The 20,559-nt window shown below is 64.7% G+C and carries 21 protein-coding genes, 1 tRNA gene and 2 pseudogenes; 11 read left to right on the plus strand and 13 right to left on the minus strand.

Annotated elements, in window-relative coordinates:
- The first annotated feature begins 119 nt into the window (after positions 1–119).
- The 3 genes from Q0C23_RS00840 to Q0C23_RS00850 are packed head-to-tail and all read left to right on the plus strand — an operon-like array spanning position 120 to position 2,471.
- Positions 120–941, plus strand: coding sequence for a ferritin-like domain-containing protein (locus Q0C23_RS00840; protein ID WP_291510484.1), 822 nt, complete (start codon positions 120–122; stop codon positions 939–941).
- Positions 934–1,944, plus strand: coding sequence for a tRNA (adenosine(37)-N6)-threonylcarbamoyltransferase complex transferase subunit TsaD (tsaD, locus tag Q0C23_RS00845; protein WP_291510485.1), 1,011 nt, complete (start codon positions 934–936; stop codon positions 1,942–1,944). The genes Q0C23_RS00840 and tsaD overlap by 8 nt, the downstream gene beginning before the upstream one ends.
- Entirely contained in the window at positions 1,941–2,471 is a 531-nt protein-coding gene (locus Q0C23_RS00850; RefSeq protein ID WP_291510486.1) for a tetratricopeptide repeat protein, read from the plus strand. Before tsaD ends, Q0C23_RS00850 begins: the two co-directional genes overlap by 4 nt.
- A gap of 24 nt (positions 2,472–2,495) precedes the next feature.
- Here Q0C23_RS00850 and plsY read toward each other — a convergent pair whose 3' ends face one another.
- Positions 2,496–3,065: a glycerol-3-phosphate 1-O-acyltransferase PlsY gene (gene plsY, locus Q0C23_RS00855; protein WP_291510487.1), complete on the minus strand. Its 570-nt coding sequence runs from the start codon at positions 3,063–3,065 to the stop codon at positions 2,496–2,498.
- A gap of 127 nt (positions 3,066–3,192) precedes the next feature.
- Between plsY and folB the strand changes: the two genes are divergently transcribed.
- Both folB and Q0C23_RS00865 read left to right on the plus strand, forming a co-directional pair.
- Positions 3,193–3,552, plus strand: a complete 360-nt coding sequence (gene folB / locus Q0C23_RS00860) for a dihydroneopterin aldolase (protein ID WP_291510488.1) — start codon at positions 3,193–3,195, stop codon at positions 3,550–3,552.
- Complete coding sequence (locus Q0C23_RS00865; protein ID WP_291510489.1) at positions 3,542–4,021, plus strand: 2-amino-4-hydroxy-6-hydroxymethyldihydropteridine diphosphokinase; 480 nt, start codon at positions 3,542–3,544, stop codon at positions 4,019–4,021. Before folB ends, Q0C23_RS00865 begins: the two co-directional genes overlap by 11 nt.
- Here Q0C23_RS00865 and rimO read toward each other — a convergent pair.
- Genes rimO through Q0C23_RS00880 form a run of 3 tightly spaced genes read right to left on the minus strand, consistent with a single transcriptional unit; the run spans position 3,963 to position 6,470 of the window.
- Positions 3,963–5,282 (minus strand): 30S ribosomal protein S12 methylthiotransferase RimO, encoded by a 1,320-nt coding sequence (gene rimO / locus Q0C23_RS00870; RefSeq protein WP_291510490.1) that lies wholly within the window; start codon positions 5,280–5,282, stop codon positions 3,963–3,965. The genes Q0C23_RS00865 and rimO overlap by 59 nt on opposite strands.
- A gap of 41 nt (positions 5,283–5,323) precedes the next feature.
- The gene (locus Q0C23_RS00875) at positions 5,324–5,716 is read right to left on the minus strand and encodes a NifU family protein (protein ID WP_291510491.1); all 393 of its coding nucleotides are present in this window, start codon (positions 5,714–5,716) and stop codon (positions 5,324–5,326) included.
- A gap of 4 nt (positions 5,717–5,720) precedes the next feature.
- Entirely contained in the window at positions 5,721–6,470 is a 750-nt protein-coding gene (locus tag Q0C23_RS00880; protein ID WP_291510492.1) for an SDR family oxidoreductase, read from the minus strand.
- Here Q0C23_RS00880 and Q0C23_RS00885 point away from each other — a divergent pair.
- The gene (locus Q0C23_RS00885; protein ID WP_291510493.1) at positions 6,469–7,602 is read left to right on the plus strand and encodes an SAM-dependent methyltransferase; all 1,134 of its coding nucleotides are present in this window, start codon (positions 6,469–6,471) and stop codon (positions 7,600–7,602) included. The genes Q0C23_RS00880 and Q0C23_RS00885 overlap by 2 nt on opposite strands.
- Here Q0C23_RS00885 and hemN read toward each other — a convergent pair.
- Complete coding sequence (gene hemN / locus Q0C23_RS00890) at positions 7,584–8,969, minus strand: oxygen-independent coproporphyrinogen III oxidase (RefSeq protein ID WP_291510494.1); 1,386 nt, start codon at positions 8,967–8,969, stop codon at positions 7,584–7,586. The two genes, Q0C23_RS00885 and hemN, sit on opposite strands and share 19 nt — an antisense overlap.
- Before the next feature lie 35 nt (positions 8,970–9,004).
- On the minus strand, positions 9,005–9,958 hold the full coding sequence (locus tag Q0C23_RS00895) for a LysR family transcriptional regulator (RefSeq protein WP_291510495.1): 954 nt from the start codon (positions 9,956–9,958) through the stop codon (positions 9,005–9,007).
- A gap of 157 nt (positions 9,959–10,115) precedes the next feature.
- Here Q0C23_RS00895 and Q0C23_RS00900 point away from each other — a divergent pair, with 157 nt between their 5' ends.
- Positions 10,116–11,501 carry an OprD family outer membrane porin gene (locus Q0C23_RS00900; protein WP_291510496.1) on the plus strand — a complete coding sequence of 462 codons (1,386 nt, stop codon included), beginning with the start codon at positions 10,116–10,118 and terminating at the stop codon, positions 11,499–11,501.
- A 61-nt stretch (positions 11,502–11,562) separates the two neighbouring features.
- The gene (locus Q0C23_RS00905; RefSeq protein WP_291510497.1) at positions 11,563–12,114 is read left to right on the plus strand and encodes an OmpA family protein; all 552 of its coding nucleotides are present in this window, start codon (positions 11,563–11,565) and stop codon (positions 12,112–12,114) included.
- Positions 12,115–12,281: 167 nt separating this feature from the next.
- Here the strand turns inward: Q0C23_RS00905 and waaF are convergent, their stop codons facing one another.
- From waaF to Q0C23_RS00935, 7 genes and pseudogenes are all read right to left on the minus strand, one after another.
- Entirely contained in the window at positions 12,282–13,424 is a 1,143-nt protein-coding gene (waaF, locus tag Q0C23_RS00910) for a lipopolysaccharide heptosyltransferase II (protein ID WP_291510498.1), read from the minus strand.
- Positions 13,421–14,191, minus strand: coding sequence for an RMD1 family protein (locus Q0C23_RS00915; protein WP_291510499.1), 771 nt, complete (start codon positions 14,189–14,191; stop codon positions 13,421–13,423). The genes waaF and Q0C23_RS00915 overlap by 4 nt, the downstream gene beginning before the upstream one ends.
- A gap of 3 nt (positions 14,192–14,194) precedes the next feature.
- Positions 14,195–15,583, minus strand: coding sequence for an FAD-linked oxidase C-terminal domain-containing protein (locus Q0C23_RS00920; protein ID WP_291510500.1), 1,389 nt, complete (start codon positions 15,581–15,583; stop codon positions 14,195–14,197).
- Complete coding sequence (gene rfaE2, locus Q0C23_RS09820; protein WP_367273161.1) at positions 15,580–16,050, minus strand: D-glycero-beta-D-manno-heptose 1-phosphate adenylyltransferase; 471 nt, start codon at positions 16,048–16,050, stop codon at positions 15,580–15,582. The genes Q0C23_RS00920 and rfaE2 overlap by 4 nt, the downstream gene beginning before the upstream one ends.
- Positions 16,051–16,089: 39 nt before the next feature.
- Positions 16,090–16,650: pseudogene (locus Q0C23_RS09825) on the minus strand (SIS domain-containing protein); the annotation flags it as partial.
- Positions 16,647–17,012, minus strand: coding sequence for a YraN family protein (locus Q0C23_RS00930; RefSeq protein ID WP_291510502.1), 366 nt, complete (start codon positions 17,010–17,012; stop codon positions 16,647–16,649). The pseudogene Q0C23_RS09825 and the gene Q0C23_RS00930, both read right to left, overlap by 4 nt.
- 1 nt (position 17,013) lies before the next feature.
- Positions 17,014–18,852 (minus strand): penicillin-binding protein activator, encoded by a 1,839-nt coding sequence (locus Q0C23_RS00935; RefSeq protein WP_291510503.1) that lies wholly within the window; start codon positions 18,850–18,852, stop codon positions 17,014–17,016.
- Between the two features lie 50 nt (positions 18,853–18,902).
- Between Q0C23_RS00935 and rsmI the strand changes: the two genes are divergently transcribed.
- The 3 genes and pseudogenes from rsmI to Q0C23_RS00950 all read left to right on the plus strand — a co-directional run.
- Entirely contained in the window at positions 18,903–19,775 is an 873-nt protein-coding gene (gene rsmI / locus Q0C23_RS00940; RefSeq protein WP_291510504.1) for a 16S rRNA (cytidine(1402)-2'-O)-methyltransferase, read from the plus strand.
- 13 nt (positions 19,776–19,788) lie between these two features.
- Positions 19,789–19,864 (plus strand) — tRNA-Phe (locus tag Q0C23_RS00945).
- A gap of 162 nt (positions 19,865–20,026) precedes the next feature.
- Positions 20,027–20,559, plus strand: a pseudogene (locus tag Q0C23_RS00950) (site-specific integrase); the annotation flags it as partial.

The following is a 20,559-nucleotide window of genomic DNA, read 5'->3' on the forward strand; positions in this document are numbered from 1 at the left end:
GTGGGGGGCCTCCCCCCGCGAAAGTCGGTCACCGCCAGACACCTATACCATGGCCTCGAAGCTCTCTGCTTCGGGGCTTTTTGTTTGGCGTCGGCATGCCGAGGTCCCATAATAGGATCATGAACCAGGTGCAGGCACAGATCGGTGCGGCTCTCGCAGCCACGGACCCGTTGGATAAGGTTCGCCGGGTACAGGCGCTGGTCGCGCCCTCAGCCACCGAGCTTACACATTGGGAGATCGTGACCGTACCGCGTTCGCCGGGTCGACCAACGCGATTGCGCCTCGTTGCGCCGCGGGAGCTACCGCGGCGGCGTGCTCTCGGCACGCCGAAGGGACGCTTTGCCTTACTGCATGCCCTGGCACATATCGAGTTCAATGCCATCAACCTCGCTTTGGATGCGGCCTATGCCTTCGCCGGAATGCCGCCGGGTTTCTATAGCGATTGGCTCCAAGTGGCGCGTGAAGAGGCCCTGCATTTCTCGCTATTGTCGCAGCGTCTGGAAGACCTGGGCGGATGCTACGGCGATCTGCCTGCACACGACGGGCTGTGGGAGGCCGCCCGTGCCACCGCGGACGATGCCATGGCGCGGATGGCACTGGTCCCCCGGGTACTGGAGGCCCGCGGGTTGGACGTGACGCCCGCCCTGCGCCAGCGTCTGCAGACCGTCGGCGATGCGCAATCGGCAGCGATTCTGGAGCGCATCGAAGCCGACGAGCGTGGGCATGTGGCCATCGGCAGTCGTTGGTTTACCTATCTCGCCCGACGCGCCGGCGTCGATCCCGAAGCCACCTTTTTCACCCTGCTTGATCGCCACTATCGGGGCCGGATTTTGGGCCCTCTGGCTCGCGAGGCACGGTTGCAGGCGGGTTTCAGTGTGCGCGAGCTGGATCTGCTGGAGGCCCGAGCGGTGCGCCCGGAGGAGCAAAGAAGCGATGGCTGAGTTGGTCCTCGGGATAGAAAGCTCCTGCGACGAGACGGGCCTCGCGCTCTACGATACCGAGGCCGGTCTCGTGGACGAGGTGCTTTTCAGTCAGGTGGACATGCACGCCATTTACGGCGGTGTAGTACCGGAGCTGGCCGCCCGCGATCACGTTCGCCGCTTGCCCTTGCTATGGCAGGAATTGCGGCGACGGACGGGACATGATCGTGCCGATGCCGTGGCGGTGACCGCGGGACCCGGGCTCATCGGCGCCCTTCTGGTGGGTGTGAATTTCGGTCGGGCCCTTGCCTATGCCTGGGGGGTTCCGCTGATCCCGGTGCACCACCTGGAGGGCCACCTGCTCGCCCCTATGCTGGCGGGCGTGCTGCCCTTTCCGGCGCTGGCACTCCTGGTTTCCGGCGGCCACACCCAACTCATCGCCGTACACGGGCTGGGTTCTTACAGCCTGCTCGGTGAGAGTGTGGACGATGCGGCCGGGGAGGCTTTCGACAAGGCCGCCAAGATCTTGGGCCTGCCCTACCCTGGCGGCCCGGCGTTGGCGGTACTCGCCCGCACGGGCGATGCACAGCGCTATCGACTGCCGCGGCCGATGCTGGATCGTCCCGGTCTAGACTTCAGTTTCAGCGGATTGAAGACGGCCTTTCGCCTGCAGGCCGAAGCTCTGCCCCCGGGGGACGCTCAGGCACGCGCCGACCTTGCCGCCGCTTTTCAGCTGGCGGTCGTCGATACCCTCTGTGCCAAATGTCGCCGGGCTATTGAGGCGACGGGTCTGCAGCGTCTGATCGTTGCTGGTGGTGTGGGCGCCAACCGGGCACTGCGTGAGGCTCTTTCCCAGCTTGCCGAGGCAGAGAATATCGACCTGCATTTTGCGGATCTCGCCCATTGTACCGACAACGCCGCCATGATTGCCCTGGCCGGAGCGCAGCGACTGGAACTCGGGCGCGGCGCCCTTGAACCGGTCGCAGTCCGTCCGCGCTGGCCCTTGCAGGAGTTGGTCTCATGATGCAAACGGAGTTCTCTTTGGATGCCGCCATTCAGGAAGCGGCGGAGCGTAATCCCGTCTTTCAGGAAGGTCTGGACTGGCAGCAGACGGGCCATCCCGCCGAGGCCGCGCGGGCCTTCAAGCGCGCCATCGATAGCGGCGAGGAGTCGGCATTGCTCTGGACCTTCTACGCCTGGGCGCTGTCGGAGGCCGGCGATACCCACGCCGCCATCGCAGCCTGTCGCAAGGCCATTGCCTTGGACGCGGAGTGGGGTGTGGCCTGGAACGATCTGGGCGAGTATCTGATGGAGACGGGGCGTGTGGAGGAGGCGCTCTTCCCCATACGGCGTGCGCTGAGGTCGCGCCACTTTGACCGTCCCCACTTGGCGCAGATGAACCTGGCCCGCTACTACCTGCACACAGGCAGCCTCAAGCGAGCCCGGCGGGCGGCGGAAGAGGCGGCGCGCCTGGCCCCGGGCTTTCGCCCAGCGCAGGAGCTCGCCCGCTGGATTCAGGAGCGGCAGGAGGAGTGGGGTCTCAAGGACTGAGCCCAGGCGCCCGCTTTCCGCTACTCAGGAAGGATGAAAGCCCGATTCCTCGCCCCGCAAGAGGCGGGTGAGGTTGCTGCGGTGGCGCCACAGTATCAGGATCGCCAAGGTCAGCACCAGGCTCTTGGCCGGCGTCGGCAGAGCCATCGCCCAGGCGAGTGGTGCCGCCGCGAGGGTGGCCACCAGCGCCGCGAGGGAAGAGACGCGGCGCCAGGCAAAGATTGCGATCCACAGAAGTAGCACGCTTAGGCCCAGAAGGGGCAGGTAAGCCAGCAGGATCCCGAGGGCAGTAGCCACGCCCTTGCCGCCGCGAAAGCCAAAGTAGATGGGAAACAGGTGCCCCAGGAAGGCGGCCAGGGCCACCAGCGCCAAGGGCCAGCCACCCAGACCGAGAGCACGCGCCAGAAGGACGGGGAGCAAACCTTTGAGTAGATCGCCCAGCAGGGTCAGGGCCGCCGCTTTTTTGCCGCCCAGCCGCAGAATGTTGGTGGCACCGGGATTGCGGGAACCGTGCTGGCGCGGATCGGGCAGCTTCAGGGCACGAGCGACGAGGATGGCGCTGGCCATGGAGCCGAGGAGATAGGCCAGCAGCACAAGCAGGCTGCATTCCCAGAGGGGAGCGGCGACGGCGTCTGCGGGGCTGATAAAAAGCTTCCTCTTCGCTATGATGAAGGCCGGATGGACGCGGTCGAGGTCCGCGCGCAACTGCTAGGGAGATCCCGTGGATAGCTTATTCGTGAAAGCCCTCAAGGTCGAGACCTGCATCGGTATCTACGACTGGGAGCGGCAGGTGCGCCAGCGTGTCGAGATCGACCTGGAGATGGCTGCCGAAGCCACCACGGCGGCAGCCGTGGATCGGGTCGAGGCTACCATCGATTATCAGGCGGTCTGCCAGCGTCTGGTGGACTATGTGGAGGCCGCCGAGGTGCAGTTGGTGGAGACCCTCGCCGAAGGCATCGCCCATATCCTTCGGACGGAGTTTGGCGTTACTTGGATGCAGATCACCATCCACAAGCCCGGGGCCGTGCGCGGAGCCGAAGATGTGGGGGTGCGCATCACCCGTGGGCGGCGTGCCGACTGAAGTCGAGCTGGAGCAGACGCCCCCCTGGGTGATCCTGGGCCTGGGGAGCAATACCGATGCGGAGCGTGTGCTGCTCTGGGCGCTGACGCGCCTATGCCAACACTGGGCGCCTCTGCGGATCGCCCAACCTTGCCAGTCTGCGGATACCACGGGGGGCGGAGCAGATTACGTGAATTGGGTCGTCGCCTTTCCCTGCGACTGGGAACTGGCGCGCCTGCGCGCCTATGCCCAGGCCCTGGAGGGTGCGTGGGGAGCGCGCACAGGGGGCCGTGTGCCTCTGGATATCGATCTTCTCTATCACTCCGCCAGTGACTGCTGGCATCGACAGGCGGGCTGCGCCTATTGGCGAAGCGGCATTCTGCAACTCTTCCCGCAGTGGGGCGCCAGACTCGAGCCTCAGGATACGCTGCCTATTCGGCCCTGGCTGCCAGGATCTCAGCCTGCAGATCGTGGGTCGCACTGTCTGTGATGCGCACCCACAGGCGCTGCCCGGCTTGGGGCGACTCACCCGCAGCGGGTCTGAGACGGATGATGCCGTCGATCTCCGGCGCCTCGGCGGCAGAGCGGGCGACAAGCTCGCCCGATTCCGTGAAGCCGTCTACTACCACCTCGCACTCTTGGCCCACCCGGCGGCGCAGACGAGCGGCACTGATCTCTGCCTGCACATCCATGAACCGTCGCTGACGCTCTTCTTTGACAGGCTCTGGGACGGGGTCGGCCAGCGCGTTGGCGGCGGCTCCTTCGACTGCGGAATAGGTGAAGCAACCGACGCGGTCGAGCTGGGCCGCACGCAGGAAATCCAGCAGGAGTTCAAAGTCTGCCTCGCTTTCCCCAGGGAAGCCGACGATGAAGGTGCTGCGCAGGGTCAGGTCGGGTATCTGGCGGCGCCAGGCAGCTATGCGATCCAGGGTCTTGTCGCTGGCGGCCGGCCTGCGCATGGCCTTGAGCACCGCAGGGCTGCCGTGCTGCAGTGGGATATCCAGATAAGGCAGGATCTTCCCCGCTGCCATCAGCTCGATGAGGGCGTCGACATGGGGGTAGGGGTAGACGTAGTGCAGACGCACCCAGGCTCCCAGCTCCGCCAGGGTCGTGCAGAGATCGGTGATGTGCGCCCGCAGGGGACGACCTTCAGCAAAGGCGGTTCGGTAACGACGATCGGCACCGTAGGCCGCCGTGTCCTGAGAAATGATGAGAAGCTCGCGACAGCCGCCTGCCACCAAGGCACGCGCTTCGCGGAGGATATCGCCGGGCTCCCGACTCTGCAGTTTGCCGCGCATACTGGGAATGACGCAGAAGCTGCAGGACTGATTGCAGCCCTCGGCGATCTTGAGGTAGGCATAATGTCGTGGAGTCAGGCGTAGACCCTGAGGGGGCACGAGGTCCTGCAGCGGATCGTGCTGGGGTGGCAGGACGCTATGGATGGCGGCAAGGGTGGCACCGTCCTGCTGGGGGCCGGTCACTGCCAACACTTTCGGTTGAGCACGGCGGATGAATTCACCCTGTTCGCGGGCTCCGAGACAGCCCGTGACGACTACCCGCCCATTCTCGGCGATGGCCTCGGCAATGGCGTCCAGGGACTCCTGGACGGCCGCATCGATGAAGCCGCAGGTATTGACCAGAACGAGATCGGCCTCGGCGTAGTCTGCCACCAAGAGATAGCCCTCGGCGCGCAGCTGAGTCAGCAGGCGCTCGGTATCGCTGCTGGCCTTGGGACAACCCAGACTGACCATGCCGACGCACGGCGGGCGCGCCGTCGAAACCGTCGCGTCACTCAAAAGGTATTGCTCACGCGGGCGACTCCCGGCACGGCACCGACGATGCGCTCCACCACCTGCTGTAGATCGAGGACGGCATTGGGGCAGCCGGCACAGGCACCTTTCATGCGCACCCGCACATCCCGCTCGACAATGTCCACGAGCTCGATGTCGCCGCCGTCCCGCTGCAGGATGCGGCGCACCACGGACATGGCTTCCGCCACGGCCTGGGGGTCTGGCAGCGGATCCGCTGCGGTGAAGACTTTCTTGCGCCCGATCTGACGCTTGGCCATGTTCTGGGCATGCTCGATCTTGGCCGCCAGCACGGGATCCTCGGCCTCGATGGCGTCCAATTCGGCTTCGCTGTAAAAGCGGATCGGCTGTACGGGTTTGCTGGACTCAGCACTCATGCCCTCAGTATATCATGCGGCCGCCGTCCACCACGATATTCTGACCGCTCAGATAATCGGCCTCGAGGAGCAGAAAACGCACGGTACGGGCGATGTCGGCAGGGTTGCCGGCGCGCTTGAGGGCGGTACGATCGAGGATGGCATTGCGTGAGCCCTCCGCCGGCTGTTCCGTCTCGGCCCAGAGCACCACGCCGGGTGCCACGCTGTTGACGCGGACCTCGGGACCAAGCTCCTTGGCGAGGGCGCGGGTGAGGCTGACCAAGGCCGCCTTGCTGACGGAATAGGGAAGATAGCCGAGCAGGGGACGTTCCGCGTAGATGTCGGTGATGTGGACAATGGCACCGTGCCGTCGGCGCAGCTCCGCCGCCGCCGCCTGGGCGAGGAAAAAGGGAGCGTGCAGGTGGATGCCTTCCATTTCCTGCCAGTGCCGCAGTTCCACCTCGGCAAAGGCGCCAGGACGATAGATGGAGGCGTTGTGGACGATGCCATCCAGACGCCCGAAAGCGGCGATGCTTTCCTGCACAAGGCGGTGCGGACAACCGGCTTCCAACAGATCGCCCTGCAGCAGTTCGACTCGCCGTCCCAAGGCCCGCAGTGCTTCGGCGAGGGTTTCGGCGTCCTCCTGGGAATGCCTATAATGCAGGGCGATGTCGCAACCCGCCGCCGCCAGGTGATGCGCGATCTCGGCGCCCACACGGCGCGCGGCGCCGGTGACGAGAATACATTTGGCGTCTTCGGACAAAAAGGAACCCATGCGCGACCCTGGTCCAAAGTTTTTAACCCATCGTCCGGATCGGCGCAAGCTTGGCCTGCCGCCCCCCGATGCGCTGGCCGCGGCGCACTCGGCGACCCTGCGCGAGCAGATCATCGCCCGCATCGCTGGCGCCGGCGGCACTATTTCCTTTGCGGATTACCTGGAGGCGGCTCTGTATACGCCAGGTCTCGGCTATTACATGGCAGGGCAGAAGCGCTTCGGTGCCGGCGGCGATTTCATTACCGCGCCGGAGATGGGCTCGGTGCTGGCGACGGTCCTCGCCCGCTGGCTGCAGGCCTATTCTTCCCTGATGGACGGCCTACTGGAATTTGGTGGGGGTAGCGGCGCCCTGGCGCAGCAGTTGCGGGCACTCCTGCCGTCCCTGCCCTATGCCTTTCTCGAGCGCAGCGCAGATCTCGCGGCGCAGCAGGCGAAGGCGGCGCCCCAGGCGCGTATCCTACAGCGTCTGCCAAGGGCCTGGCGCGGTGTGCTGCTCGCCCACGAGGTGCTGGACGCCCTCCCCTTCGTCGTGGTGGAGTGGGACGGCGCGCAGCTCTGGGAGCGTCGGGTCGGGGTGCAAGATGGCGATTTCTGCTGGACCCTGGCGCCACTGGCGACGGAGCTTGCTGCCGTTCTGCACCCTTACGTGCACAAATGGCCGGCCCCCTATGTGACGGAAATCCGTCCCTTGGCCGAGTCCTGGCTGGAGGCGGCGGCCGCGAGCCTCACCGAGGGCGCGATAGTGATCATCGATTACGGACAGGAGAGCGGCGAGTACTACCATCCGCAGCGTCGCCAGGGGAGTCTGCGCGCCTATTATCGCCACCGAGTGCTGGACGATCCTTTCCTCTGGCCGGGACTCTGCGATCTCACCGCCGACGTGGATTTCGGTGCGCTGCGTCGGGCAGCATCGCATCTCGGTCTGCGGGAGCGTTGGTATGGACCCTTGGCCCGTTTTCTGGTGGATGGTGGACTGGCGGAGGTCTATCCGCAGCTGGCGGCAGGACGGGACGAGCGCGGCCTGCTGGCCCTGCATAACGAGATCAAGCGTCTCACTCTGCCCCAGGAGATGGGAGAGAGCTTCAAGGTGCTGCTGCTGGAAAAAGACTCCCCTCAGATGACCCGGGAGTAGCGCACGCTTTTCTGGCCCAGGTAGGCGTCAAACACCATACAAACGTGGCGCACCAGCAGGCGGCCGCGCGCGGTGACGATCAGGTTTGAACCATCCCAGGTCACCAAGCCATCTTCTTCCAACTCCATGAGTTGCGGCCACTCTGCGGCAAAGTGGCGAGGAAAGTCGATCGCAAAGCGCTCCTCCAATTCGTCCCGAGACAGACGAAAATCGCAGATCAGGCGGGTAATGACATGACGGCGCAGACGGTCCTCATCGCTCAGTACCCATCCGCGTTCCACCGGTAGGCGCTGCGCGTCGATGGCGGCGTTCCAGGTCTCCAGATCTTTGTGATTCTGGCTGTAGACCTTTGCCGTGGCACTGATGGCACTCATGCCGAGGGCCAAGAGATCCGCTTCGGCGTGGGTCGAGTAGCCTTGAAAATTGCGGTGGAGCGTGCCCGCCTGCTGCGCCAGGGTCAATTCGTCTTCGGGCAGGGCAAAGTGGTCCATACCGATGTAGACATAACCGGCTGCCTGTAGGCGAGCGATGCTATCCCGGAGGATATCCAATTTGAGTGCCGGGCTGGGCAGTTCTGCCTCTACGATCCGGCGCTGCGGCGCAAAGCGCTCCGGCAGGTGGGCGTAGTTGAACAGGGAAAGGCGGTCGGGGCTCAGGGCGATGATGGCTTCCAGGGTATCGGCGAAGGATGCGCGATTCTGCCGCGGCAGGCCGTAGATAAGGTCCAGGCTGATGGAGCGGTAACCCAGGGCACGGGCCTCGGCCAGGACCGCGGCGACGAGATCGAGACTCTGCTCCCGGTGTACGGCCTTCTGTACCGAGGGATCCAGGTCCTGCACCCCCATGCTCAGGCGATTGCAGCCGAATTCGCGCAGACGGGCCAACATGCCGGGCTCCAGGGCGCGCGGATCCACCTCGACGCCATACTCGCCACGATCCCCCGGCAGGAGGCGAAAATGGCGATGGATGGCGTCGAGCAGGCGATCCATGTCCGCTGCACGCAGAAAAGTCGGGGTACCACCGCCGAAATGCAATTGCACCACCGGTCGTTCACCGTCCACGTGGCGACGCAGAAGGCGCATTTCTTGTTCCAGACGCTGGACATAGGGCTCTCCCCACTCGCGGTGGCGGGTGACGACCTTGGTGCAGGCGCAGTAGAAGCACAGGTGCTCACAGAAGGGGATGTGGACATAGAGGGACAGAGGCCGGCTCTGATCGTTGCTTCGCTCCAGTTGTGCCGCGTAGTCGGCGGCACTGAACTCGCGCTGGAAGTGCGGAGCGGTGGGATAGGAGGTGTAGCGCGGACCGGGGCGGTCGTAGCGCGTGATGAGCTCGGTATCAAAAATCAGAGATTCGGGGACGGACATGGGAGCTCTCCGGGGAGGGGCTATATGCGGACATTCTAGTCCGTATTTTTGGGCGTCGCACCCTCCCACTGCGCCTGGACCCCGGGCAGATCCCGCGGAACGCTGGCGCGAACGTCCTCCAGGAAGGCGCGCAGAAAATCCTGACCGGTGCCATCGCGGCGCGTGGCAGCCCGAAGATCCTGCCAGAGTCCGTGCGGGCCCAGGGGCAGAGTGCGCACGTAGCCACGATCGCCGTAATTGCCCACGGCCCAGGCAGGCAGAGCCGCGAGCCCCTGACCCGAGGCCACCAGCTGCAGGATGATGACCGTCAGCTCGGCGTGGCGGCGCCGCCAGGGTTGCACCCCAGCCGGCGTCAGAAATTCCCGCAGGAGGTCGAGGCGACGGTCCTCCACCGGATAGCTGATGAGGGTCTCCTCGCGAAAGTCCTCGGCCTCCAGGTAGCTTTTCTGTGCCAGAGGGTGGCGTGGACTGACGAGACCCATGACCTCATAGCGAAAGAGTGTGTGCAGCGCCAGCTGCGGCGGCAGCGATTCGGGAGCGCTCAGCACCGCCAGATCGGCCTGATGCTGTTGCAGCAGCGCCAAAGGATCCTCGTGGAAGCCCGAGACGATGTCCATCTCCACATCTGGCCACTGCGCCCGAAAGCGGTCCATGGCGGGGGTCAGCCAGTCAAAGCAGGTGTGGCATTCCACCGCGATACGCAAACGACCGCCATGGCCACCCGCCAGACGGCGCAGCTCTTCCTGGGTGCGACGCAGAGCCGGGAGGCAATCGCGGGCCAAGGCATAAAGCCGCTCACCGGCAGCGCTGAGGCGCGGAGCGGTACCCGGCTCGCGTTCGAAGAGGCTGACGCCAAATTCCGACTCCAGACCGCGTAATTGGTGCGACAGCGCCGATTGGGTCAGATGCAGACGTTGCGCAGCGGCGGCAATGCTACCGCTCTGCACAATGGCCTCGATAGTGCGTAGGTGCCGGATTTCAATGGGCATAGGCGGAACTCAGCGGGGGCTTGGGCGCGTGCACGACATGCTCCACGTTATATATTCATATATATTTCGTCACGAAAGATTCACAAAACTGTCATCATGTTGTCACAATGCCACGCTATATTAGTGGCGTTTTGAATACACCAGAGAGGAGAATGCCATGATGTCCAAATCGCGGATCGCCCTGGGCGTCTTTGCCGCCCTGTGTGGCCTGAGTACTGCAGTACAGGGGGAAACTCTGAAGGATTTCCTCATGCAAAGCAAGGTGGATGGGCAGTTGCGCTCGTACTACTTCAGCCGGGATTACGGCGCCACCGGACCCAATACCTACAATCAGAACGCTTTCAGTATCGGCGGCATTTTCAATGCGAAGACCGCGCCTTTCCTGGGCGGCTTCGGCGTTGGCGCGAGCTTTTACACCGCCAATTCCTTGGGAGCCAACAGCAGCAATCCCGCCAAGCTGGACGCGACCCTCATGGGCACGCGCTCTTCCATCAATGCCCTGGGCCAGGCCTACATCCAGTATGAGAAGCCTAACATCCTGCTGATTCGGGCCGGCGATCAGACCCTCAACACGCCGTGGGTCAACACCTCCGACTCGCGTATCCTGCCCGCCACCTATCAGGGTGTATACGCTGAGGTCTCGCCCTACTGCGACCTGCATTTCTATGGCATGCGCATCTTCCGTTGGAAGAGCCGTACCTCCAACGACTACTACCGGGACAATCTCTACTATCAGCCCACGACCTTCGGAGATACGATGTACGGCGGTAGCACCGCTCTCTCTCCCGCTGCGTCCGCCCGCTATGCCAGCAATGGCATCCTCGCCTTCGGTGCCTCCGGCTCTGCCATGGGCTTCAAGGGTCAGGCCTGGTACTACGATTACTATCAGTTTGCCAAGCAGATCTACGCCGACGGTAGCTACACGCTGAAGACCGGTGCCGGCATCGATCCCTTCGTCGCTGCCCAGTACAACCGGGAGTACGGTAACAATACGCTCCTGACCGGGACCAAGATCAACAACTCTCCCATCGCGGCGACCTCCGTCAACAACGTCGCCTGGGGTGCGCAGATCGGTGTGAATTACGACGCCATGAACAGCTTCATTGGCAACGGCCAGTTGGCGCTGTCCTACAACGAGATCTACGCCCACAACTATGCCGTCGGCGGCGGAGCCATCGTCTCTCCCTACACCGTCGGCTATGCCACGGACCCGCTTTTCACCACCTCCATGATCCGTGGTCTGGTGGAATTGGGACCGGGCACCGGCTGGAAGGTCAAGTGGACGCAGAACCTGCTGAACAAGCAGATCCTGTTGATGCTCGCCTTTGCGGAGTATCACACCTACTACCAGGGCAAGAGCAACGACGCCTACCTGGACGCGACCTACTTCTTCCAGGGTCCGCTGAAGGGACTGTCCATCCGGGACCGCGTCGAGGTCGCCAACGGACTGCTCGGGTACAACGGTTTTCAGGGCAACGGTGCTGGCTTCAACAAGGGCCACTCCTTTGTCTATAACCGCGTGATGCTCACCTACGCGTTCTAAGACTCTGGCATAAACGGCTACGGGGGGCCTGCCCCCCGCGACCTCAAAGGAGAAAGGGAAGATGTCCAAGCTCAAGACCGTTGTTCTCACCGCCGCTCTGGTCGCTGCCGCAGGCTGCGCCCAGGCACCTTTCCAGGGCTGCCCTGCCGGTAAGCCGCCCGTGGCCCCGGCCCCCGCGCCCGTCACTCCTCCGCCACCGCCGCCGGCTCCGGCCCCTATCGCTCCGGTACAGAAGACCGTGCTGGAGAGCAAGCCTATCACCATCACGGGCATCAACTTCAAGTTCAACTCGTCCAAGTTGCTGGATCGTGACATCAAGGTCCTGGACGAGGTTGCGGAGTTTGCTCAGAAGCACCCCGATGCGGTCCTCAACGTGAACGGCTACGCCAGTAAGGTAGGCACCTACGCCTACAACATGAAGCTTTCCCAGCAGCGGGCCGAGAGTGTGGCGCGATATCTGGAGCAGCATGGCGTGCCGCGGGATCGCATGGTGTTGAAGGGTCACTCCTACGAAGACCCCATCGCCAGCAACGCAACCCCAGAGGGACGTTTCCAGAACCAGCGGGTGGAAATCAACTCCACCATCCAGGTGGAGAAAACCGTCCAGCAGTAAGGACGGCGCTCGGGGGCCTTCGGGCCCCCCTCCGGGTTGCTGGGTTCAGAGCCTCTGCGGGCTCTGAGCCAATCACCTCGGTCCGATGGCTCCGTGGGATACCCCTTTACCCCTGCAATGCTTCGGCATTGCTCCTCCTCTGCCTCGCCCCGCTTGTCGGGGCTTTTTTATGGCAGGACGTGGCGCTCCGTGGCTCCCAGATAGGGCAGGACCCTTTCGACCCCTAGATCTTCCATGCAGCGGTGGTGTTTGAGTGGACATCTTCGTTTGCCGCAGGGACTGCAAGGAAGGTCAAGGCGCAGAGCGACCGCCTCCGGACCCAGAGGCGGCGTCATAGCCAGAGGACTCGAGCCGTACAGGGCAATGACGTGACTACCGACAGCACCGGCGATATGCATGAGGCCGGAGTCGTTGCTGACCGTGGTGGTGGCCAAGGATAGAAGATCCGTCGCCTCTACCAAGCTGGTCTTTCCACCGAGGTCGACGACGGCGGGCACGGCGGCAGAGATCTCGGCCGTCAAGCTCGCGTCCTTGGGACCTCCCAGGGTCCAGACGGCGTAGCCCCTGTGCAGGGCTTCCTGAGCCAGGGCGATCCAATGGCGCAGAGGCCAGCGCTTGGCAGGGCCGTACTCGGCCCCCGGGGCCAAGACGAGGACAGGTCCGGCGGGCGCGACGAGTCCCAGGCGTTCCAGCGCGCGTTCGCGCGCCGCGACATCCACACGCAATCGTGGCGTTGGGAGGCGACTGGGTTGCGGTAGACGCCGCGGAATGCCCAAGGCGACGTAGCGATCCACGGTGCGGACGAGCTTGCGGCGATCCAGAGTTCGGCGGTCGTTGAGGAGCAGCAGGCGACCCTCGCCGCGAAAGCCGGTGCGTACCGGTATCCGTGCCCAGTAGGGAATGAGGGCCGCTTTCAGACTGTTGGGAAGGCAGATGCACCAGTCGTAGTCCACCGAACGCAGGCGTTGCGCCCAGGCGCGGCGCTCCCGCAGGGCCAGACGGCCGTGTTGTATGGTGGTGACATAGACCTGGCGTACCTCGGGCATGCGCTCGCCCAGCGTGGCCGCCGGGGCGGGGGCCAGCAGATCGATCTGCAGGCGCGGCCAGCGTCGCCGCAATACCTGCAAGAGCACCTGGGCCATGACCATATCGCCGACCCAGGACGGGCCGATGAGCAGCAACTGGGCAGGATCGTTGCTGCGCGCCAGCCGCGTGTTGCGGAAGGCAGAATAGCCCCGTTCTAGGCCATCCTCGTCGGCAGCCATCGTGGCGGGAGCAGGATTGGGCTCCCGTTTCGCAAATCGGCTCATACTCCTTTGCCCATGAGCATGATCAGTGCCTCGAGCGCGATGAGGATGATGATGATCCACTCGAGGATGGTCTCGCGGTGGTGGCGACTGGCCACCACGATCACTTCCAGACCCTCGCGGATGGCGTCCAGCTTCTCATCCAGGGCACGAAAACGGCTGGTCAGTTCGAGGTCCGCGGACAGCTCGCGGGACAGGAGTTCCAGTCCCGGGGTTTCCCAGACGATGTCCGGGTTGTCCAGCACCGCCAGCCGGGACAGGATCTCAGTGCGGGTGGCGGAGGTGGATGCCAGAAAGCGCAGATGACTCCCTCGACGTCCCGGCAGACGACCGCTGCGCGTCACCTCCGACATGAGGTTGAGGGTCGTTTCCAGAAGTGCTTCCACCGCTTCCTCGTGCAGTTCCAGAGCGAGGCTCTGGGCGAGGCGCAGAGCTACCAGGAGCAGACGTTCATCGTCCCAGGCCTTGAGGACGACACCATCACGACCGACGCCATCCCTATCGCCCAGGCGGACGGGCAGTTCCTCGACGTGTGGTTCGGGGACGGGCGTGAAGGAGCTCTGAATCTTGGCGATGACGCGCGCCTGAAGCGCCGGACCGGCCTCAAAGAAACAGATCACCCCGGCCCGAAACAGGACGACGCGGGTATCACCGTCTCGCAGCAGGCGGTGGGCCGGACTGTCGAAGACGGTCTCCATGTCGAAATCTTCGGCCCACTGCTTGAGGGCAATGTGGCGGACCGGCTGGATGGCGTGAAGGATGGGCTGCACGATTCAGTCTGCTGGAAACAGCTTGCCGGGATTGAGAATCCCGTCGGGATCGAAGAGTCTACGGATGCCCTTCTGCAGGGTAAGACTCTCAGGGGAGAGCTCCAGAGCAACGAAATCGCGTTTGACACTGCCGATGCCGTGCTCTCCGGACAGAGTCCCACCCAAGGCCAGGACTTTGCGGAACAGGCGGCGCAGACCCTCGCGAGCCCGAGCCATGAGTTCGGCATCGCTGGGATCCACCAGAAAGTTCACGTGCAGGTTGCCGTTGCCAGCGTGACCGAAGCTGACGATCTGCAGATTCTGGTGCTGGGCGATATCCTCGATGGCCTCCAGCAGGGCGGCCAACTGGGTCACGGGCACCACCACGTCCTCATTGATCTTGAGGGGCGCCATAGCCTTGGTGGCCGGTGACAGAGCCTTGCGCGCCTGCCAGAGCCGAGCGATGGCAGCGGGGTCTTCGGCGTCGTCGCAGCGCAGCAGGCCGGTTCCGGCCAGTGCCGCTCGCATCGCCTCTACCTGCCGCACCAAGGTCGCGCGGTCGCCGTCCACCTCGATCAGGAGCAGGGCCTGGGTGGCGGCGGGAAGATCGGTGGCCGCGCCCATTTTTCGTACGGCATCCAGAGCGTGCCGATCCATGAACTCCAGTGCACTCGGCGTCACGGACTGGGCCATGATGCGGGCCACTGCCGCGCAGGCCGTGACGGTACTGGCAAAGGCAGCGCGCAGGGTGGCGCGACCTTCGGGCATGGGCAGTAGGCGCAGACTGACTTCGGTGATGAGCGCGAGAGTCCCCTCACTGCCCACGAGCAGGCGGGTCAGATCGTAGCCGACCACGCCCTTGCTGGTGCGAACTCCGGTACAGAGGGTCTCACCGGTGCCGGTGACAGCGCGCAAGCCGAGCACATAGTCTCGTGTCACGCCATATTTGACGGCGTGAGGACCCGCAGCATTCATGGCCAGATTACCGCCGATACGGCAGTAGGGACTGCTGCCGGGGTCCGGTGGATAGAACAGCCCGTCGCCCGCCACCCGGTCCTGGATGACTCCGGTGATGCAGCCTGCCTCGACGGTGATACGACGCTCCGCCGGGACATACTCGAGAATCCGCTGCATGCACTCAAAGCTTACCACCGCGCTGCCAGGTACCGGCTGTGCCCCACCGACATTGCCGGAACCGGCCCCACGCGCTACCAGCGGCAGGTGGTGGCGGCGGGCGAGGGCGACAATGGCCTGCACCTCGCTGTGGCTGTGTGGAAACAGTACGGCCACGGGGATGCAATGACCGGGGGTGTCGTCGGTATCGTAGAGCTCGCGTGTCTCCCGATCGTCGCAGGCACGGTCGGGACCCAGAGCCGCGCGCAGGGCGGCGATGGCTTGGTCGATATCGCTCATGGTGCAGTCTCCCGGATACGGCGCAGTAGGGCAGTGGTGCTGCGCTCATGGCGAAAGGGAATACTGAGGACGCGACCGCCCCGCCCCAGGACGAAGTCCGCGCCGACGATGGCCTCGGGAGGCCAGTCGCCGCCCTTGACGATAACGTCGGGCTCCAGGGCTTGGATGAGCCGGGCCGGGGTATCCTCCGCGAAGCTCGTGACGAAATCCACCGCCGCCAGACCCGCCAGCACCGCCATGCGATCTTCCAGCGGGTTGATGGGTCGGTCCGCGCCCTTGCCCAGACGCCGCACCGAGGCATCGTCGTTGACGCCCACTACCAGGCAGCCGCCCTCGGCCCGGGCCTCCGTCAACACCTGCACATGCCCGCGGTGGAGCAGGTCGAAGACTCCATTGGTGAAGACCAGGGGTCGGCGATGGCGACAGAGCGCTTGCAGACGCTGCCAGTCCGGCTGAACCTTGGCCATCGCCCCGGGCAGTGCAGGCTCCGCCTCGCTCAGGGCAGCGTCGATACCGGCACAGAGGGCGTGAATGAGCAGCAGGTGGACTTCCTGGATACGGGCGGTGCGCTGCTGCGGGACCCGCAGCTCCAGGTCGCCGGCGCGCAGTTCCCGTCCGACCCGTCCGCCATCGCGGCCGGTGAAGGCCAGGATCCATAGCCCCCGGCCTTGGGCCGTGTGGACGGCGGCGAGGACGTTGGCGGAATTGCCGGAGGTGGTAAAGACAACCAGGCAGTCACCGGGGACGCCCAGAGCCTCCACCTGGCGCGCAAACACCCGGTCGTAGTGGTCGTCGTTGGCGATGGCAGTGAGCACGCTGCTGTCCGTACTGAGGGCCACGGCCGGCAGGGCCTGTCTGTCCCTCTCAAAACGGTTGACCAGCTCCGAGGCGAGGTGCTGGGCATCGCCCGAGGAGCCGCCATTGCCGCAGGCGAGCACCTTTCCCCCGTGCCGCAGCGTGGCCAGGAGACGATGCAATGCCAAGTTCACCGAAGCATCCAGGACGCCAAGTTGGGCGAGGCTGGTGGTGTGTTCCTGCAGATGCTCCTGCCAGAGGGAGTTGGTCATGGGCTGTATACCTGAAAGGCGTTGCGGATCCAGTTTGCGTCCTGATCCGCATCCAGGGCGATGACGTCAAAACGGCAGGGGCGATGGCGGTGGTCTGGATGACGCAACAGATAGTATTCGGCGGCCCGGATCAGGCGCCGCTGCTTGCGCAGATCGACAGAAGCGGCGGCCCCTCCCTGGCGATCGTGGCTACGGCTACGAACCTCCACGAAGACCAGGGTATCGCCATCGTGGGCGACGATGTCGATCTCGCCGCTGCGGCAGCGAAAGTTGCGCGCCTCCACCCGTAAGCCCTGGGCTTCGATGAGGGCCTGGGCGCGATCTTCCGCTTCGAAGCCGCGCCGCTGTCGGGGCGATGGCATATCAGGGGCCCGCCGGTGGAAGTTGCGAGAGACGCTGAACGCCACCGGGGCCGATCTGCACCCAGGGCATATCGCGGTCGATGTTTCCGTGCGCGGCAAAGTGCAGTCGACCGGTGACGCCATCGATCGGCTCGGCGGTCTGCTTTGTCACGATGGCCTGGATCAGCGCGTAGGCATCCAGTCCGACACCGGCCAGTTGCCATTGGGCGGAGCTCGCCTGAGGAAGCTCCTGGTGCAGCAGGCTGCGGGCCCGGCTGTCCAGCGGTTCGCCGTGCATTGCCCAGGGCGTCTCTACAGCATACACGGGGCCGCTGGCGTTGGGCAGGACGGGCAGAGCATCGTCTGCGTCGGAGTCGACGACAAAGACGGGAATGCTGGCGTTCGTGGCACGGATGGCAGCTATGGATGTGGCCAGGTCGCGCTTGCCAGCCACGAGGAAAACCATGCTGTGCCTGCCGATGACCCCAGACAGGGCCTGCTGCACCGCACCATCGACGCGCCCACTCCCCGGGATGAAGCTCGCCACCCCAAGGACCGTGCCCTTTTCCTTTTTCCAGCGCGCCAGGAAATCTGCCTGGATGCTGGCCCCGCTGGAATCCTGCGGATAGATGACCGCTGCCGCGCGGTAGCCAGCGCGATAGGCGCCCGCAGCAATCTGTCGCGCGGCATCGCCGCGTCCCATGGGTAACTGGTACAGGCCGTCCTGCTTCAGTCCCGCCACCTCGCCCAGACTCAGCACTGGCGGGTCCGAGGGCTTACGCACGCTGGCCACGGCGCGGATGTCCTGCTCCAGCCAGGGTCCGACAAAGGCCACACAGCCGGCCTGCACGCCGCGCTGGAACAGAACCGATGTGAAACTCGGGTTACCCGTGGTGTCGATGACATGCACCGGCGGTCCGGCGCGCAGCTGCGCGGCCGTCTCAAGCCCCGCGGCGAGGGCCTGCGACAGGGCCGCGTAGGATGCGGACTGAGGCAACAGGGCACAGATATCGCCGCGGGTATCGGCCGTGGCCGTGGGCAGGCTCTCGTCGGCAGACCAGTGGATGACCGGATGCCCGGGGTGTTGCTGTAGCCATTGAGAAAAGGCCGCTTCGCGCGCCGCAGGCTCCGGATTTTCCCGGGCGATGAGGGCAAAGGCGAGCCACTCCTGCACGATGGGGTTACCACTGCGCCCCTGCCAGTTCTTCAGTTTGGCACTGGATTGGGCATCCAGCAGAGCGCGAATGCGGCGATGGTTTTCGGTCTTGTCTGGGCCGGCGAGAAGGCTGTCCCGCTGTATCAGAAAATTGAGGGCCGTGAGGTCGTGTTTTTCGTTACGAAAGATGGTGGCCAGCTCGCCAAGTGCGGCGGCGCGCACCTCGGGCGGGGTGCTGTCGATAGTGAGCAGCTCTTCCAGATTGCCCTTGGCCTGGGGTGTCTGCCCTTGATCCATGAGTCCGCGGGCGCGCACCCAGAGCGCCTCGCCTCGAAGCTTGGGATCGTGGGCAAGGCGCAGAACCTCGTCGGCCAGCAGCACCGCCACCTGGGGCTTGTTGCCGGCCAAAGAGGCGCGGGATGCCTGCAGCAGGTAGGCCACTTGGGCATCACTGCGGGTCTCCGCCGCCGCTTGGATGTAGGCCTTGGCGGCAGCCAAATCGTGGCCCTGTTGCTGCAGTCGCTCCGCCTGGGCCGCCAGAGCCGTGGGACCAGAGCTTGGCTCGGGCGCGGGCGTGGCGCGGGCAGGCACCCGCGGCGGCTCGCCGCCGGACTGTGGCATACTGGCGCAGGCGCCAAGTCCCAGAGCCGCCAGCAGGACCAAGGCGGAGCGCCGTCCCGTTTCCAGAAAGGAGCGTTGGTTCATGGCCAGAGTTTATGGAGAAAGGAGTAAGCATTCAATGGAATTTGCTGACCATGTCCGCTGACGCCGTCTCTACCGGGGGGGCTGGTGAGCTCTTTGTCGTGGCGACACCCATTGGCAATCTGGAGGACCTTTCGCCACGTGCCGCCGCGACGCTGGCGCGAGTGGACCGCGTCCTGGTGGAAGATCGGCGCCACGCTCAGCGCCTGCTGCAGCACCTGGGGCTGCACCCGCCCACCCTTGCCCTGCACGAGCACAACGAGCGGGAGCTTTTGCCGAAGATACTGACGGAGTTGCGAGAGGGTGCGTTGCTGGCGCTGATCTCCGATGCCGGCATGCCTCTCATATCGGATCCCGGCTTTCCGCTGCTGGCCGCACTTCGGCGAGAGTCGGTGCGGGTGACGGTTATCCCCGGTCCCTCCGCCGTTACGGCGGCTCTGGCTCTGGCGGGACTGCCGAGCGATCGTTTCTGTTTCGAGGGCTTTCTGCCAGCCAAGTCGGGGGCGCGGCGCAGGACCCTGGAGCGATTGAAAAGCGAGGAACGTACCCTGGTCTTCTACGAGGCGCCCCACCGCATCATGGCTGCGCTGGAGGACCTCGGCCAGATATTTGGTTCCGATCGCCCTGCTGCTCTTTGTCGGGAGCTCAGCAAGCTGCACGAGGAGTGTCTGCGCGATGACCTTGGGACCTTGTTGCAGGTCCTGCGCGATACGCCCGAGAAGCAGCGTGGAGAGATGACGCTGGTGGTGGCCGGCGCACCGAGCAGTGCGCCGGAGGAGGAGCAGACCCGGATTCTCCTGCGCCCTTTGCTGGCCGAGCTGCCCCTCACCCAAGCGGTACGCATAGCCGAGGCCCAGAGCGGTCTACCCCACCGTCTGCTCTACCAGACGGCCCTGGCCTTGACTTCCGCGGCGCTGCCCGATTAAATTGCGAGCCTTGGCCCAGGTAGCTCAGTCGGTAGAGCAGAGGACTGAAAATCCTCGTGTCGGTGGTTCGATTCCGCCCCTGGGCACCATATAAATCAACAAATTATCTTTCATCTATTGACAATCCTCCGCTCTCGAGGTACAGATTCGGTACAGTACCGAATCGGAGTGGAGGATTCGCTATGGCCACGATCGTCAAAACGCCCGCGGAGTCGTGGAAGGCGGTGGTTCGCAAATAAGGCTGGCCGACGGTGGCCAAGACCTTTCGCACCAAGCGCGACGCCGAAGACTGGGCCCGCCAGACGGAAGACGAGATGGTGCGCGGTGTCTACCTGCGCCGTTCCGGCTCGCGCAAATTGACGCTGTCCGCCGCCCTGGAACGCTACCTCCGAGAAGTCACCCCGAGCAAAAAGCCGAGCACGCAACGCCGGGAAGTTTCCTGTGCGAAACACCTGCGCGAGGACCTTGGGGCCTATGCGCTGGCCGCCCTCACGCCCGACATCGTGGGCCGCTACCGCGACCACCGCCTCGCGGCGGGCGCGGCTCCCGACACCGTGCGCTTGGAGCTTGCCGTCCTCTCCAATCTGTTTAGCGTGGCGATCCGAGAGTGGTCCGTGGGGCTTCCGGCCAATCCCGTGTTGCCGGTGCGCAAACCGAAGGGCGTACAACACGATCGACGCCTGGAAGGGGACGAGCGGGAAAGGCTACTGTCTGCGGTACGGGCGCACAGCAATCCCATCCTGGGTTGGGTCACGGAGCTCGCTTTGGAGCCGGCGGCCCGGGT

Source organism: Acidithiobacillus sp. (genome assembly GCF_023256195.1).
Lineage (GTDB): Bacteria > Pseudomonadota > Gammaproteobacteria > Acidithiobacillales > Acidithiobacillaceae > Acidithiobacillus_A.